This is a genomic window from Bacillus sp. 5RYD7K (assembly GCF_059831465.1).
The window spans coordinates 2,382,752-2,395,478 of sequence record NZ_CP191200.1; the positions used below are offsets into that span (position 1 = coordinate 2,382,752).

Below are 12,727 nucleotides of genomic sequence, written 5' to 3' on the forward strand. Positions count from 1 at the left end.
CAAACAGAATGGAGCAAGCAATGTTTAAAATCGGTTACCGCACACTAAAGACCGCACTTGGAACGGCGCTGGCCATTTATTTAGCCCAGCTGTTGCATCTGCAAAACTTCGCATCCGCAGGAATCATCACCATATTGTGCATCCAAATTACGCAAAAGCGGTCGCTTCAGGCCTCGTGGGCCCGATTTGCCGCCTGTTTATTGGCGATCGTCTTTTCATATGTCTTTTTCGGACTGATCGGCTATTATCCGTTTGTGATCGGAATATTGCTCGTGCTGTTCATTCCGACTACAGTCGTTTTAAAAATAAACGAGGGGATCGTCACCAGCTCAGTTATCATTCTTCATTTATATATGTCCGGCGGCATTACGCCGGCGTTTATCTGGAATGAGTTCCAGCTGATCACCGTAGGTATCGGTGTCGCGCTGTTAATGAATCTGTATATGCCGAGCCTCGACAGAAAACTTGCAGCGTACCGGAAAAAAATCGAGGACAACTTTGCCGTCATCTTCGCCGAAATCGAACGGTATTTGTTAACAGGTGAGCAAGATTGGACGGGGAAAGAAATACCGGAGACGCATCAGATGATTCAAGAGGCGAAAAACCTCGCGTACCGGGACGTGCAGAATCATATTTTGCGCCATGAAAATCTCTACTATCATTATTTTAAAATGAGACAGAAACAATTTGAAATTATCGAAAGGCTGCTGCCGAAGATTACCTCTGTTTCAATAACGGTGGAGCAGGGAAAAATGATTGCCCATTTTATCCATGAATTAAGGGAAGCCATTCATCCCGGCAATACCGCCCATAAATTTTTAAAAAGACTGGCGGAAATGAGAACGGAATTTGAAGAAATGCCGCTCCCGGCAACACGCGAGGAATTTGAAGCGCGGGCGGCTTTATTCCACCTGCTCGGTGAGATGGAACAATATCTCGTGATTAAAAGTTATTTCAAAGGCATCAAGCTGTAAAAAACATATGGATCATCGCATGAGTCCCCCTTTCATTGGTCATTCTAATGAAAAAAGGAGGGGGGAGCCCATGCGATTTTTTTTATTGTCAGCAATCCTGCTGCTGTCTCCGCTTTGGCCGCTTGGCGCGAATCCTTTGCCGGGTGACCCTTACATTATCGTCAATAAAACCACAAATGCGCTTGCGGTTGTGAAGGATAATCGAATAGAAGGCATTTATCAGGTGGCGACGGGAAAAACAGATGATCTGACGCCTGAAGGAGAATTTACGGTAACGGTCAAGGCTGTAAATCCGTATTACCGGAAGAAAAATGTAGAGGGAGGCGCGCCGGAAAATCCGCTCGGCGTCCGCTGGATCGGTTTTGATGCGAAAGGAACCGACGGCAGGACATACGGCATTCACGGGACAAACAGAGAAGAGCTGATCGGAGGGTTTGTATCAAACGGCTGCATCCGCATGAAAAACCGGGATGTCATCCATATTTTTCGGATTATCCCTCCCGGAACGAAAGTATTGATTACAAAAGAAAACCGCTCATTTGAGGACATTGCAAAAGAGCGGAAAGCCCTCATAAAAAAGCAGGAAATCCCCGTGCAATGAGGCGCCCGCTTTTTTATCGCAAATACATCATAATGCCTGAGAGGACTGTTGACAGTATAAATACGCCTAAAATGACGATGACAGCGCTTTTCATGAATTTCTGAGACATCGTTTCACTCCTTAAGATTACTGTCTATCATTTTAACGTGTTTTGCTTGTATGAACAAGCCATATCCTATGACAGAAAGCAGGTGGCCGCGCAATGAAAAAACTTGATCATATCGGTATTGCCGTCAGCTCTATTGATGCCGCAAGAGGATTTTATGAACGGATGCTGGGGCTTACGTATATAGGAGACGAATTGGTAAACGGCCAAAATGTGAAAGTTGCTTTTTTAGAAGCGGGAAGCACAAAACTTGAGCTGATTGAGCCGCTGTCAGAAGCATCTCCCGTCAGCTCCTTTTTACAGAAAAGAGGCGAAGGGCTGCATCATTTGGCGTTCCGGTGCGCCGATCTTAAGGAAACGATCAAGGAGCTTGAATCAAGCCGCATGACTTTGACCAATCATGAACCGCAAAGCGGAGCAGGCGGGAAGAAGATCGCATTTCTCTCCCCGAAAGAGGCGAACGGGGTTTTGATTGAGCTTTGTGAAACAATTGAAAAAGGAGAAACTCAAGATGAGCATGAGTGACCATATCAGACACTTAAACGAAAGACGTTCCTTTTTTACAAATGGCGGCGGTGCGGAAAGAAATGAAAAACAGCACAAAAAAGGCAAGCTGACGGCAAGAGAAAGAATTGCCTATTTATTGGATGAAGACAGTTTTTCAGAGCTTCAGCCGTTTGCCAAAAGCCGCATGCCCGAATGCCAACATGCTCCGGGAGACGGCGTCGTTACCGGATACGGCACAATTGACGGACGGCCCGTGTATTTATTTGCTCATGACTTTACCGTTCTCGGCGGGACGCTCGGTGAGACACATGCCGAAAAAATCGCTGCGGTGATGGATCTGGCGGCTAAAAATAAAACCCCGATCATCGGACTGAACGACTCAGGTGGTGCGAGAATTCAAGAGGGTGTGGTATCATTAAATGGCTACGGTCATATTTTTAGGCGGAACGTCCTTTACTCGGGAGTGATTCCGCAAATTTCTGTTATCCTCGGGCCATGTGCCGGCGGTGCTGTTTATTCACCCGCTCTGACGGATTTTGTGATTATGGCGGAACAGACGTCGCACATGTTTATTACAGGTCCTAAAGTCATTGAACAGGTGACGGGTGAACAGATTGACGCGGAAAGTTTAGGCGGTGCGGGAATACATAATGTGATAAGCGGAAATGCCCACTATTCCGCACGAACGGAAAAAGAGGCTCTTTCCGCGGTGAAAACCCTGCTTTCTTATCTCCCGCACGGCAGTCAGACGGCATTGCCCGTTAAAAAGGAAGACGCCAGACCGTTATTAAACACCCTCGTTCCCGCGGACAGTTCGAAACCTTACGATGTGTTACAGGTGATAAAAGAACTGGCGGATGACGGAACGTTTTTTGACATTCAGCCGTATTTTGCCAAAAACATTGCTGTCGGTTTTCTGAAGCTCGGACGTCGCACGGTCGGTTTTGTCGCAAACCAGCCGAAACATTTGGCGGGGAGCCTCACGATTGATGCCGCTGACAAAGCGTCGAGATTCATCCGTTTTTGCGACGCATTTCATATTCCGCTGTTAACGATCGCTGATGTTCCCGGATTTCTGCCGGGCCTTCAGCAGGAGCATGCGGGAATCATCCGTCACGGAGCAAAATTGCTGTATGCTTTTGCCGAAGCGGCGGTGCCGAAAGTGACGCTCATCATCAGAAAAGCTTACGGAGGCGCTTATGTCGCCATGAATTCGAAAGGGCTCGGAGCTGATCTTGTATTTGCCTGGCCCAATGCGGAAATTGCCGTGATGGGAGCAGAAGGCGCGGCATCGATTTTATACCGCAGAGACATACAGGCTTCTGACGATCCGGAAAAAATGAAGCGCGAAAAAAAAGCCATATATGAAAAGGAAAACGCCGGTCCGTATAAAGCGGCTGCCTGCGGTATGGTGGATGACATCATCCGGCCGGAAGACTCGAGGAAAAAATTGATTCAGGCATTTGACATGCTTGCGCATAAGGAAGAGGAAAGACCGAAAAAAAAGCACGGTAATATACCGCTTTAAACGGAGGAACTGAAAATGGTAAACGAAAAACGCCTGCTTGAAGAATTTCTGGAACTTGTTCAAATTGATTCAGAAACAAAACACGAAGCAGAAATCAGCAAGGTACTCAAACAAAAATTCACTGATTTAGGATTGAGCGTAAAAGAAGACGATACAAAAGAAGTGACGGGGCATGGAGCCGGCAACTTAATCTGTACGTTAAAGGGCACAAAAGATGCGGATACGATTTATTTCACATCGCATATGGACACTGTTGTTCCGGGAAAAGGCGTTAAGCCGATTGTGGAAGACGGCTATGTCAAAACCGACGGCACGACGATTCTAGGCGCTGATGATAAGACGGGCCTTGCCGCAATGTTTGAAGCCATTAAAGTGCTGAAAGAACAAAACATCGAGCACGGAACGATTGAATTCATCATCACGGCCGGAGAAGAATCAGGATTAGTCGGAGCAAAAGCAATGGATCGTTCCGATATTACCGCGAAATACGGTTTTGCGCTTGATTCAGACGGAAAAGTCGGCAACATTATTGTAGCCGCGCCGACACAAGCGAAAGTGAGAGCAACCATTTTCGGAGAAACGGCTCATGCGGGAGTAGAACCGGAAAAAGGCATCTCCGCGATTACAATCGCATCAAAAGCAATCTCAAAAATGCCGCTCGGCCGTATTGATGAAGAAACAACGGCTAATATCGGACGTTTTGAAGGAGGCACGCAAACCAATATCGTCTGCGATCAAGTTGATATTCTGGCAGAAGCGCGTTCGTTAGTGCCTGAAAAAATGGAAGCGCAAGTGCAGAAAATGAAGGAAGCTTTCGAATCTGCGGCAGCTGAGATGGGAGGCCGCGCAGAAGTGGACATCGCAGTCATGTATCCGGGTTTCAAGTACCAGGACGGCGATCAGGTTGTGGAAGTCGCGAAAAAAGCGGCGGCAAAAATCGGCCGGCCGAGCGAACTTCAGACGAGCGGCGGCGGAAGTGATGCGAACATCATTGCCGGCCACGGCATTCCGACAGTCAACCTGTCAGTAGGTTATGAACAAATCCATACGAAAAATGAAAAAATGCCGATTGAAGAGCTCGTCAAAACGGCGGAAATGGTCGTTGCCATTATCGAAACAGCAGCCAACTAAAAACGAAGCACCCAATGAATTGGGTGCTTTTTTTCGTAAGATCCACATGAAAAAACCTGCCGGAATTCACACGGCAGGTTCAATATTATGATTTTGCGGGCTCTGCCTGAGCCGCAGCTTGTTTCTTTTTATGATGCGTCTGCTGTAAAAGCACGTTCTGCACTGTTAAAAACAGTCCGCTTGTAAACCAGTAAAGCGGAAGCGCAGCCGGTACGTTAAGTGAAAAAATGGTCATCATGACAGGGAAAATAAAGACCATGATTTTTGCTGACTGCATCGCGGCCGGATTTTGAGCGGCCGGTGAATATTTCTCGTTTAATTTTTGGGAAATATAAGCCTGTAAGAAATACATGGCGCCCGCGCACAGTGATACAAGAATATCAGAATGCCCTAAGCTGAACCACAGAAATGAGTGTGAAGCGATTTCCGGCGTTGAGCGGATGGCGTAATAAAAACCGATCAAAATCGGGAATTGCACCAGCATCGGAAGGCATCCCATTGCCATCGGATTCAGATTGTGCTCACGGTAAAGCTTCATCATTTCCATTTGCAGTTCTTTTTGTTTCTCCGCATCTTTCGTTTGTTTCATTTTAGCCTGAATGCTGTCGATCTGCGGTTTGATCACAGCCATTTTTTCCTGGAACACCCGCTGTTTCTTAAATTGGTTCACAAACAAAGGCAATACAACGATCCGGACGATAATCGTCACCAGAATAATCGACAGTCCGTACTCACCGTGGAACAGGCCTGCCACACCTTTTAAAAGTGCCGAAAACGGCTCGATCAGGTAATCGTGGAAAAACCCGATATTCCCGAGGCCCCCCGTCTGAGTCTGAGATGTCGCTGCAAAAGCCGAGCGGCCTGTGCACAGTACGATAAAAAATAATCCGAATGCTATCCATTTTTGATATGTTTTAGACAATTATGTCTCCTCCTTTTTATCTTCACTTGCCGTTATAAAAGGAGGAAGCTGACATCTTCATCATCATTCGCCGGTGAATTCATGCGGATGACTTTACGTATCCAAGTTGTAATGCGATGATATATAATAATAAGAAAGTCTGTTCGGTTCAGCTGAACGACTGCTTGATGTTCATCTATTCGTTTCGTTCTCCAATGCTCGCCTGCGCGGCGCTCACGCAAAAGAAAAGCGATGCCGATCGCGGTCAGAGCGGGAAGAATAATTGTGAAAAAATCGACTAAAAATAAAAAGTCATTCATTGACTCAAGAATCATTTTATCACATCCATTCAGCTCTTATTTTACTACATATATATAAGGTTGTCTATGAAAGGAAAGGAGGCGCCGGGAGTGGCCGGAAAAGGGAGAATTATATTTCATATCGATATGAACAGTTTTTATGCCTCTGTAGAAATGGCGTATGATCCGTCTTTAAAGGGAAAACCTCTCGCCGTTGCCGGAAACGTGAAGGAACGGAGAGGAATCATCGTTACCTGCAGCTATGAAGCGAGAGCGCGGGGCGTAAAGACCACCATGCCGGTGTGGCAGGCGAAGCGCCTCTGTCCGGAACTCATCGTCGTTCCTCCGAATTTTGACCGCTACCGGAGTTCGTCAAAAGAAATGTTCAGCATTCTGAGGGAGTATACGGATTTAGTCGAACCGGTTTCTATTGATGAAGGATACATGGATATTACGGACACGCCCCACGGACACAGGGCGTATGAGACAGCCGCAGACATTCAGGCAAGGCTGCAAAAAGAGCTTTTGCTTCCGTCAAGCATCGGCATCGCTCCGAATAAATTTCTCGCCAAGATGGCGTCTGATATGAAAAAACCGCTCGGCATCACCATTTTAAGAAAAAGAGAGCTGCCGTACATATTGTGGCCTCTCCCGATCGAAGAGATGCACGGTATAGGAACGAAAACTGCGGAAAAAATAAAAACGCTCGGCATCAAAACGATCGGTGATTTGGCAAAAGGAGATGAACGGGCGCTGAAAATGCTGCTCGGCATAAACGGGCCGAGGCTGAAGGATAAGGCGAACGGCATCCACCACGCAGAAGTCGATCCCGAACGGATTTATGAATTTAAAAGCGTCGGCAACTCATCCACCCTTTCGCATGATTCGGCTGACTGGGATGAATTAACCGGCGTGTTTGACCGGCTCGCGCTGTCTGTAAGCGAACGGCTTCAGCGTAAGGAGGTCATGGCCTGCCGGCTGTTTATCATGATCCGCTATGCGGATTGGAAAACGGTCACAAGAAGCATGACCCTCAGCAATCCGGCTGATCAGAAAAAAGACATCATGAATGCGGCGATGGAACTGTTTGACAAGCACTGGAACCAAAAACCGGTGAGGCTTCTCGGCATCACCGGAACGGAACTGGTCGAAAAACAGCAGGCGTATAAACAGCTTGACCTGTTTTCATTCAAGGAGGATGCAAAGGACGAGCCAATTGTTCAGATGATGAACGAGCTGAATGAAAAATACGGCCGACACATGATCCGAAAAGGCGCCGTCATGAAAAAAGAAGAAAGCAAAACAAGGGGAACGAGCTTTAACAGAGACTTTTTTCAGGATGAAAAGAAAAGGTGAATAACTTGAAAAAAGGGGTTATGTATGATAATTTCTTTAGTATAAATATCATTTTATTTTAATTTAAATTTTAAAATGGTTAAACGTTTGAAGAAGGGACGTTAGAATATGTCAAAACAACAAATCGGAGTTATCGGTCTTGCGGTAATGGGTAAAAATCTGGCTCTTAACATTGAAAGCCGGGGATTTTCTGTGTCTGTATACAACAGATCAAGCAGCAAAACGGAAGAGTTTTTAGAAGAGGCAAAAGGCAAAAATGTTGTCGGTACATACAGCATTGAGGAGTTTGTCCAGTCTCTTGAAACACCCCGCAAAATTTTATTAATGGTTAAAGCGGGAACTGCAACGGATGCGACGATTCAATCTCTTCTTCCTCATCTGGAAAAAGACGATATTTTGATTGACGGCGGAAATACATACTATAAAGATACACAGCGCCGGAACAAAGAGCTTGCCGAAAGCGGCATTCACTTTATCGGAACGGGTGTATCAGGCGGTGAAGAGGGAGCGCTTAAGGGGCCTTCTATTATGCCGGGCGGCCAAAAGGAAGCGCACGAACTCGTGAAGCCGATTTTGGAAGCCATTTCTGCTAAAGTGGACGGAGAAGCTTGTACGACATACATCGGCCCGGACGGAGCGGGGCACTATGTAAAAATGGTGCACAACGGTATCGAATACGGTGACATGCAGCTGATCTCTGAGTCATACTTCATTCTGAAACAGGTGCTCGGACTGTCTGCCGAAGAGCTTCATGAAGTATTCGCTGAGTGGAACAAAGGAGAGCTTGACAGCTATCTGATCGAAATCACGGCTGACATTTTCACTAAAAAAGATGAAGAAACGGGCAAACCGCTTGTTGATGTCATCCTTGATAAAGCAGGCCAAAAAGGAACGGGTAAATGGACAAGCCAAAGCGCTCTTGACTTAGGCGTGCCGCTTCCGATTATCACTGAATCTGTTTTTGCGCGTTTCATTTCCGCAATGAAAGAAGAGCGTGTGAAAGCAAGCAGCCTGTTGTCCGGACCTGACGTTAAGCCGGTCACTGAAAACAAAGAAGAGCTGATTGAAGCGGTCAGAAAAGCGCTCTTCATGAGTAAAATCTGTTCTTACGCACAAGGTTTCGCCCAAATGAAAGCTGCATCTGAAGAATATAACTGGGATCTGAAATACGGTGAAATCGCGATGATCTTCCGCGGAGGCTGTATCATCCGCGCGGCGTTCCTGCAGAAGATCAAAGATGCGTATGACCGTGAACCGGAGCTTGACAACCTGCTGTTAGACAGCTATTTCAAAAACATTGCAGAAAGCTACCAAGGCGCCCTTCGCCAAGTGATTTCACTTGCCGTAGCCCAAGGCGTGCCGGTACCTTCGTTCTCAAGCGCACTTGCATATTACGACAGCTACCGTACGGCAGTGCTTCCTGCAAACTTGATTCAAGCGCAGCGTGACTACTTCGGCGCGCATACGTACGAACGCACGGATAAAGAAGGCATTTTCCATACTGAATGGATGAAGTAATGAAGAAGCCCCCGCAATAACTGCGGGGGCTTTTCTGATATGTAAAAACCGCGGGCCTTATGAACAGCGCCGCGGTTTTTTGATTTTTTCTTATATATTCCACCAGTGAAGGCCGTCTTTTTCTAAGAGGTCGTCTGAAGCCTTAGGTCCCATTGATCCGGCTGCATAATTCGGGGAAAGGGTTTTGTCGGCTGCCCATGTTTCGGAAATCGCGTCGACGAAATTCCAAGAAAGCGCCACTTCGTCCCAATGGGCAAAGTTCGTTGCATCGCCGAGCAGACAGTCGTGAATCAATTTTTCATAAGCTTCCGGTGTATTCATTTCGTCACTGCAGTTGCTGCAGTAATCCAGCTTAATCGGCTGAGCATGTGCGGCTCCGCCTAATTTTTTAGCATTCAGATATAAAGTGATGCCTTCATCCGGCTGAATGTGGATGACAAGCAGGTTCGGATTTACATTCGTTTCATTGCCGTAATATAGGTTCATCGGAATGTCTTTAAATTGAACGACGATTTTCGTTGATTTTTCTTTCATCCGTTTCCCTGTTCGGATATAAAACGGAACGCCGGCCCAGCGGAAGTTGTCAATTAACAGCTTTCCGGATACGAATGTTTCCGTATTGGAATCCGGTGCTACGTTTTGCTCATCCGTATAGCTCGGTACAGAGTTTCCGTTGATCGTTCCCGCTTGGTATTGCCCGCGGACGAAGTAATCGCCCACTTCATTTGGAGCGACAGGGCGGAGAGCTCTCAGCACCTTCACTTTTTCGCTGCGGATTTCTTCTGTGTTCAGTTTAATAGGCGGTTCCATTGCTAAGAGAGCGACCATTTGTAAAATGTGATTTTGAACCATATCGCGGAGTGCGCCTGATTTTTCATAATATCTCGCACGATCCTCAACGCCGAGATCTTCACTTGACGTAATCTGGATGTTTGAGATGTAGCGGTTATTCCAAAGCGGTTCAAACAGCGCATTAGCAAAACGGATGACTTCGATGTTTTGAACCATTTGCTTGCCTAAGTAATGGTCGATCCGATAAATTTGATCTTCTGTGAAAGCTTCCCGTATTTCTTTGTTAAGCTCTTTCGCACTCGGCAGGTCATGGCCGAACGGTTTTTCAATTACGAGACGGGACCAGCCTTTTGTGGCTGTGACACCTTCATTTTTAAGCGATTTTGCGATTGTGCCGAAAAACTCAGGGGCCATTGCCAAGTAAAACATTCGGTTATTCGGGATTTCATATGTATGTTCAAGCTGATCAAGCAGGACATTCAGCTCCTGATAGGAACCCGGATTCGTTACATCAAACGGATGGTAATAAAAATGAGATGTGAAATCATCTGTGTCTTTTTGCCCAGCCGAAGAAACAGACGTTTTAACGGTTTCACGGAGGTCCTCGTTTGACCAAGGTCTTCTTCCAACACCTACAACTGCAAACTCTTCACCAATCTGACCATTTTTATATAAACGGTGAATGGATGGGTAAAGTTTTCGTTTTGCCAAATCCCCTGTGGCACCAAATATTACAATTACTGCTTTTGGTTTGTCGTTTGTTTTCACTTAGAGTACCTCACTTTATCTGAAGCATGGTTTAAAACCCCGCATATTTCCTTCATTTTAAATCTAAAATTCGTTGAAAGCAAATGTTTCAGCCTGTTTTTTGAGGTTTGCAGAAAAAAATTAATCAGGCCGGAGAAGCCCCGGGTGAATTCACATTTTCAGCCTGATCCTGTATCCTTAGTAGTACAAAGATCTAGGAGGAAGCATTGTGGAATTATTATTTTTAGGGACGGGGGCCGGCATGCCGGCAAAGGCGAGAAACGTAACGTCCGTCGCGCTGAAGCTTCTTGAAGAAAGGCGTTCCGTATGGCTGTTTGATTGCGGAGAAGCCACTCAGCATCAGATATTACATACAACAATCAAACCGAGGAAAATCGAAAAGATTTTCATCACCCATCTTCACGGTGACCATGTTTACGGTCTTCCGGGTCTGTTGGGAAGCCGGTCATTTCAGGGCGGTGAAGAAGAGCTGACGATTTACGGGCCAAAAGGCATAAAAGCATTTATTGAAACAAGCCTGAATGTGACGGCGACTCATTTGACGTATCCTCTTACCGTACATGAAATTGAAGAGGGAACGGTTTTTGAAGATGAGCAATTCATCGTTACCGCAGCATCCGTCATTCACGGTGTAGAAGCGTTCGGCTACCGTGTACAGGAGAAAGATATTCCCGGTGCATTGCAGGCCGGCAGACTGAAGGAAATGAATATTCCGCCCGGTCCCGTCTATCAGAAGATCAAAAAAGGCGAAACAGTCACGCTTGATGATGGAAGAATTATTGATGGACAGGATTTTTTGGAGCCGCCGAAAAAGGGGAGGATCGTCGCTTTTTCAGGGGATACCCGGGCATCAGAGCGGGTAACGGAGCTTGCGCGCAATGCCGATGTACTTGTTCATGAAGCGACGTTTGCCAAAGAAGATGCAAAGCTTGCGCATAATTACTATCATGCGACGACAGAACAAGCTGCACAAACGGCAAAAAAAGCAGGCGCCAAACAGCTGATCTTAACTCATATCAGCGCAAGGTATCAAGGCGAATCACCGATAGAGCGTCTGGAACATGAGGCGAAAGCGGTATTTGAAAACAGCAGGATCGCATTTGACTTCATGGAAGTCACCGTGGAACGCTCTTAAAAAATGGACGCTTGACATTTTGATTTGAGGGTATATAATAAAACGTAATTATTACGATTTGATCGAGAGGTGAAAATGATGCGTGTGAATGTAACATTGGCCTGCACAGAGACAGGGGACAGAAACTATATCACGACGAAGAACAAACGGACGAATCCGGATCGATTAGAAATGAAGAAGTATTCACCCCGGTTGAAAAAGTATACTTTACATCGTGAGACGAAGTAGATCACGATAAAAAAGCCATTGTGCTCCGGCACAATGGCTTTTGTTTTATGAGTTTACCGCCTGATAGGCCGGAGCATTCATTTGCTGGCGCGCCGCACACCAAACATCATAAATGGCAAGGTGGACGATATGCGGTTCATCGTGATGAATGGCGTGAGAACTGTTTTTGGCCTGAATCCATCCGCTTTGATAAGAGACATCGAGCATGCTTCTGTGCAGTTTCATCCATTCTTCATGAGCGTGCTTTAAGCGCTCATCACGCTCTCCCGATGATAAAATCAACAGCGGCATATCGCCGAAATGAATCTGCTGGTGCTTGATCTGCCGAAGGCTCGTCAAAAATTCCGCGTGTGATCCTTCTAATCTGAACTGCTTCAGGTAGGCCGCTTTCATTTCCGCGGGAAGAAGCGGAAGCACTTTCGTCTCCTGATCTTCAGAAACCGGGTCAAGGAGCACCATTCCGAGAATATCCCGTCGGTTTCGGCTCGCCCAAAGTCTGCTGATAATCGTGCCGTATGAATGCGAGACGACAAGGTAAGGAGGCTTGACGCCCGCCTTCAGCAGAAGGGCGTTTAATTCCTGTACCATGTGATCTGCCGTTCGCTTGTTTCTGCTTTGGCCGCTTTTGCCGATTCCGGCTCTGTCATATGTGAAAACCCCAAATTCTTCATCTATGTCAGTGAGTAATGGTGTCCATGTTTCAGAAGAAGTGCCGCAGCCGGCTTCAAAGACGATCGTCACTTCGCCGGCACCTTTACGATGTTTTGTATATAACGGACAGCCGTCAATCAGGTATGTCCTTTCCATCCATGCTGCTTTCATTGGAGTCATCCCCTCTAATTGGTTCTATAAGGAAGACGGAGATGCTTCGGCGATCGTTTCT

Annotated in this window: 14 protein-coding genes; 9 read left to right on the forward strand and 5 right to left on the reverse strand. The window is 46.5% G+C overall.

Annotated elements, in window-relative coordinates:
• Nucleotides 1-20 precede the first annotated feature (20 nt).
• Both ACQE26_RS12120 and ACQE26_RS12125 read left to right on the forward strand, forming a co-directional pair.
• On the forward strand, nucleotides 21-974 hold the full coding sequence (locus tag ACQE26_RS12120) for an aromatic acid exporter family protein (RefSeq protein WP_016939038.1): 954 nt from the start codon (nucleotides 21-23) through the stop codon (nucleotides 972-974).
• Nucleotides 975-1,044: 70 nt separating this feature from the next.
• Nucleotides 1,045-1,575: a L,D-transpeptidase gene (locus tag ACQE26_RS12125; RefSeq protein ID WP_500469536.1), complete on the forward strand. Its 531-nt coding sequence runs from the start codon at nucleotides 1,045-1,047 to the stop codon at nucleotides 1,573-1,575.
• A 13-nt stretch (nucleotides 1,576-1,588) separates the two neighbouring features.
• Here the strand turns inward: ACQE26_RS12125 and prli42 are convergent, their stop codons facing one another.
• On the reverse strand, nucleotides 1,589-1,684 hold the full coding sequence (prli42, locus tag ACQE26_RS12130) for a stressosome-associated protein Prli42 (RefSeq protein ID WP_016939040.1): 96 nt from the start codon (nucleotides 1,682-1,684) through the stop codon (nucleotides 1,589-1,591).
• 93 nt (nucleotides 1,685-1,777) lie between these two features.
• Between prli42 and mce the strand changes: the two genes are divergently transcribed.
• Genes mce through ACQE26_RS12145 form a run of 3 tightly spaced genes read left to right on the forward strand, consistent with a single transcriptional unit; the run spans nucleotide 1,778 to nucleotide 4,847 of the window.
• A complete protein-coding gene (gene mce, locus ACQE26_RS12135) occupies nucleotides 1,778-2,206 on the forward strand; it encodes a methylmalonyl-CoA epimerase (protein ID WP_500469538.1) in 429 nt (142 codons plus the stop codon).
• Nucleotides 2,199-3,716, forward strand: coding sequence for an acyl-CoA carboxylase subunit beta (locus tag ACQE26_RS12140; RefSeq protein ID WP_500471489.1), 1,518 nt, complete (start codon nucleotides 2,199-2,201; stop codon nucleotides 3,714-3,716). Before mce ends, ACQE26_RS12140 begins: the two co-directional genes overlap by 8 nt.
• Before the next feature lie 15 nt (nucleotides 3,717-3,731).
• Nucleotides 3,732-4,847, forward strand: a complete 1,116-nt coding sequence (locus ACQE26_RS12145; protein ID WP_060964816.1) for a M20/M25/M40 family metallo-hydrolase — start codon at nucleotides 3,732-3,734, stop codon at nucleotides 4,845-4,847.
• Between the two features lie 85 nt (nucleotides 4,848-4,932).
• Here ACQE26_RS12145 and ACQE26_RS12150 read toward each other — a convergent pair whose 3' ends face one another.
• Together ACQE26_RS12150 and ACQE26_RS12155 are read right to left on the reverse strand one after the other, a co-directional pair.
• A complete protein-coding gene (locus ACQE26_RS12150; RefSeq protein ID WP_049626980.1) occupies nucleotides 4,933-5,769 on the reverse strand; it encodes a membrane protein insertase YidC in 837 nt (278 codons plus the stop codon).
• Between the two features lie 32 nt (nucleotides 5,770-5,801).
• On the reverse strand, nucleotides 5,802-6,083 hold the full coding sequence (locus ACQE26_RS12155; protein WP_003153239.1) for a hypothetical protein: 282 nt from the start codon (nucleotides 6,081-6,083) through the stop codon (nucleotides 5,802-5,804).
• A 75-nt stretch (nucleotides 6,084-6,158) separates the two neighbouring features.
• Between ACQE26_RS12155 and ACQE26_RS12160 the strand changes: the two genes are divergently transcribed.
• A complete protein-coding gene (locus ACQE26_RS12160) occupies nucleotides 6,159-7,403 on the forward strand; it encodes a DNA polymerase IV (RefSeq protein ID WP_500469541.1) in 1,245 nt (414 codons plus the stop codon).
• Between the two features lie 108 nt (nucleotides 7,404-7,511).
• Nucleotides 7,512-8,921, forward strand: a complete 1,410-nt coding sequence (gene gnd / locus ACQE26_RS12165; protein WP_007408395.1) for an NADP-dependent phosphogluconate dehydrogenase — start codon at nucleotides 7,512-7,514, stop codon at nucleotides 8,919-8,921.
• 90 nt (nucleotides 8,922-9,011) lie between these two features.
• Here gnd and zwf read toward each other — a convergent pair whose 3' ends face one another.
• Nucleotides 9,012-10,481: a glucose-6-phosphate dehydrogenase gene (gene zwf, locus ACQE26_RS12170; protein WP_500469542.1), complete on the reverse strand. Its 1,470-nt coding sequence runs from the start codon at nucleotides 10,479-10,481 to the stop codon at nucleotides 9,012-9,014.
• Between the two features lie 208 nt (nucleotides 10,482-10,689).
• Here zwf and rnz point away from each other — a divergent pair, with 208 nt between their 5' ends.
• Together rnz and rpmG are read left to right on the forward strand one after the other, a co-directional pair.
• Nucleotides 10,690-11,616, forward strand: coding sequence for a ribonuclease Z (rnz, locus tag ACQE26_RS12175; RefSeq protein ID WP_198697840.1), 927 nt, complete (start codon nucleotides 10,690-10,692; stop codon nucleotides 11,614-11,616).
• Between the two features lie 78 nt (nucleotides 11,617-11,694).
• Nucleotides 11,695-11,844 (forward strand): 50S ribosomal protein L33, encoded by a 150-nt coding sequence (gene rpmG, locus ACQE26_RS12180; protein ID WP_003153246.1) that lies wholly within the window; start codon nucleotides 11,695-11,697, stop codon nucleotides 11,842-11,844.
• Between the two features lie 45 nt (nucleotides 11,845-11,889).
• On the opposite strand, the gene ACQE26_RS12185 is transcribed toward rpmG, so the two are convergent.
• Nucleotides 11,890-12,666, reverse strand: coding sequence for an alpha/beta fold hydrolase (locus ACQE26_RS12185; protein ID WP_500469545.1), 777 nt, complete (start codon nucleotides 12,664-12,666; stop codon nucleotides 11,890-11,892).
• Nucleotides 12,667-12,727: the final 61 nt, after the last annotated feature.

Bases quoted from the DNA above. Each gene is read 5' to 3' on its own strand.
- ACQE26_RS12120 (WP_016939038.1), top strand. From the start codon at position 21: ATGTTTAAAATCGGTTACCGCACACTAAAGACCGCACTTGGAACGGCG.
- ACQE26_RS12125 (WP_500469536.1), top strand. From the start codon at position 1,045: ATGCGATTTTTTTTATTGTCAGCAATCCTGCTGCTGTCTCCGCTTTGG.
- prli42 (WP_016939040.1), bottom strand. From the start codon at position 1,684: ATGTCTCAGAAATTCATGAAAAGCGCTGTCATCGTCATTTTAGGCGTA.
- mce (WP_500469538.1), top strand. From the start codon at position 1,778: ATGAAAAAACTTGATCATATCGGTATTGCCGTCAGCTCTATTGATGCC.
- ACQE26_RS12140 (WP_500471489.1), top strand. From the start codon at position 2,199: ATGAGTGACCATATCAGACACTTAAACGAAAGACGTTCCTTTTTTACA.
- ACQE26_RS12145 (WP_060964816.1), top strand. From the start codon at position 3,732: ATGGTAAACGAAAAACGCCTGCTTGAAGAATTTCTGGAACTTGTTCAA.
- ACQE26_RS12155 (WP_003153239.1), bottom strand. From the start codon at position 6,083: ATGATTCTTGAGTCAATGAATGACTTTTTATTTTTAGTCGATTTTTTC.
- gnd (WP_007408395.1), top strand. From the start codon at position 7,512: ATGTCAAAACAACAAATCGGAGTTATCGGTCTTGCGGTAATGGGTAAA.
- rpmG (WP_003153246.1), top strand. From the start codon at position 11,695: ATGCGTGTGAATGTAACATTGGCCTGCACAGAGACAGGGGACAGAAAC.
- ACQE26_RS12185 (WP_500469545.1), bottom strand. From the start codon at position 12,666: ATGAAAGCAGCATGGATGGAAAGGACATACCTGATTGACGGCTGTCCG.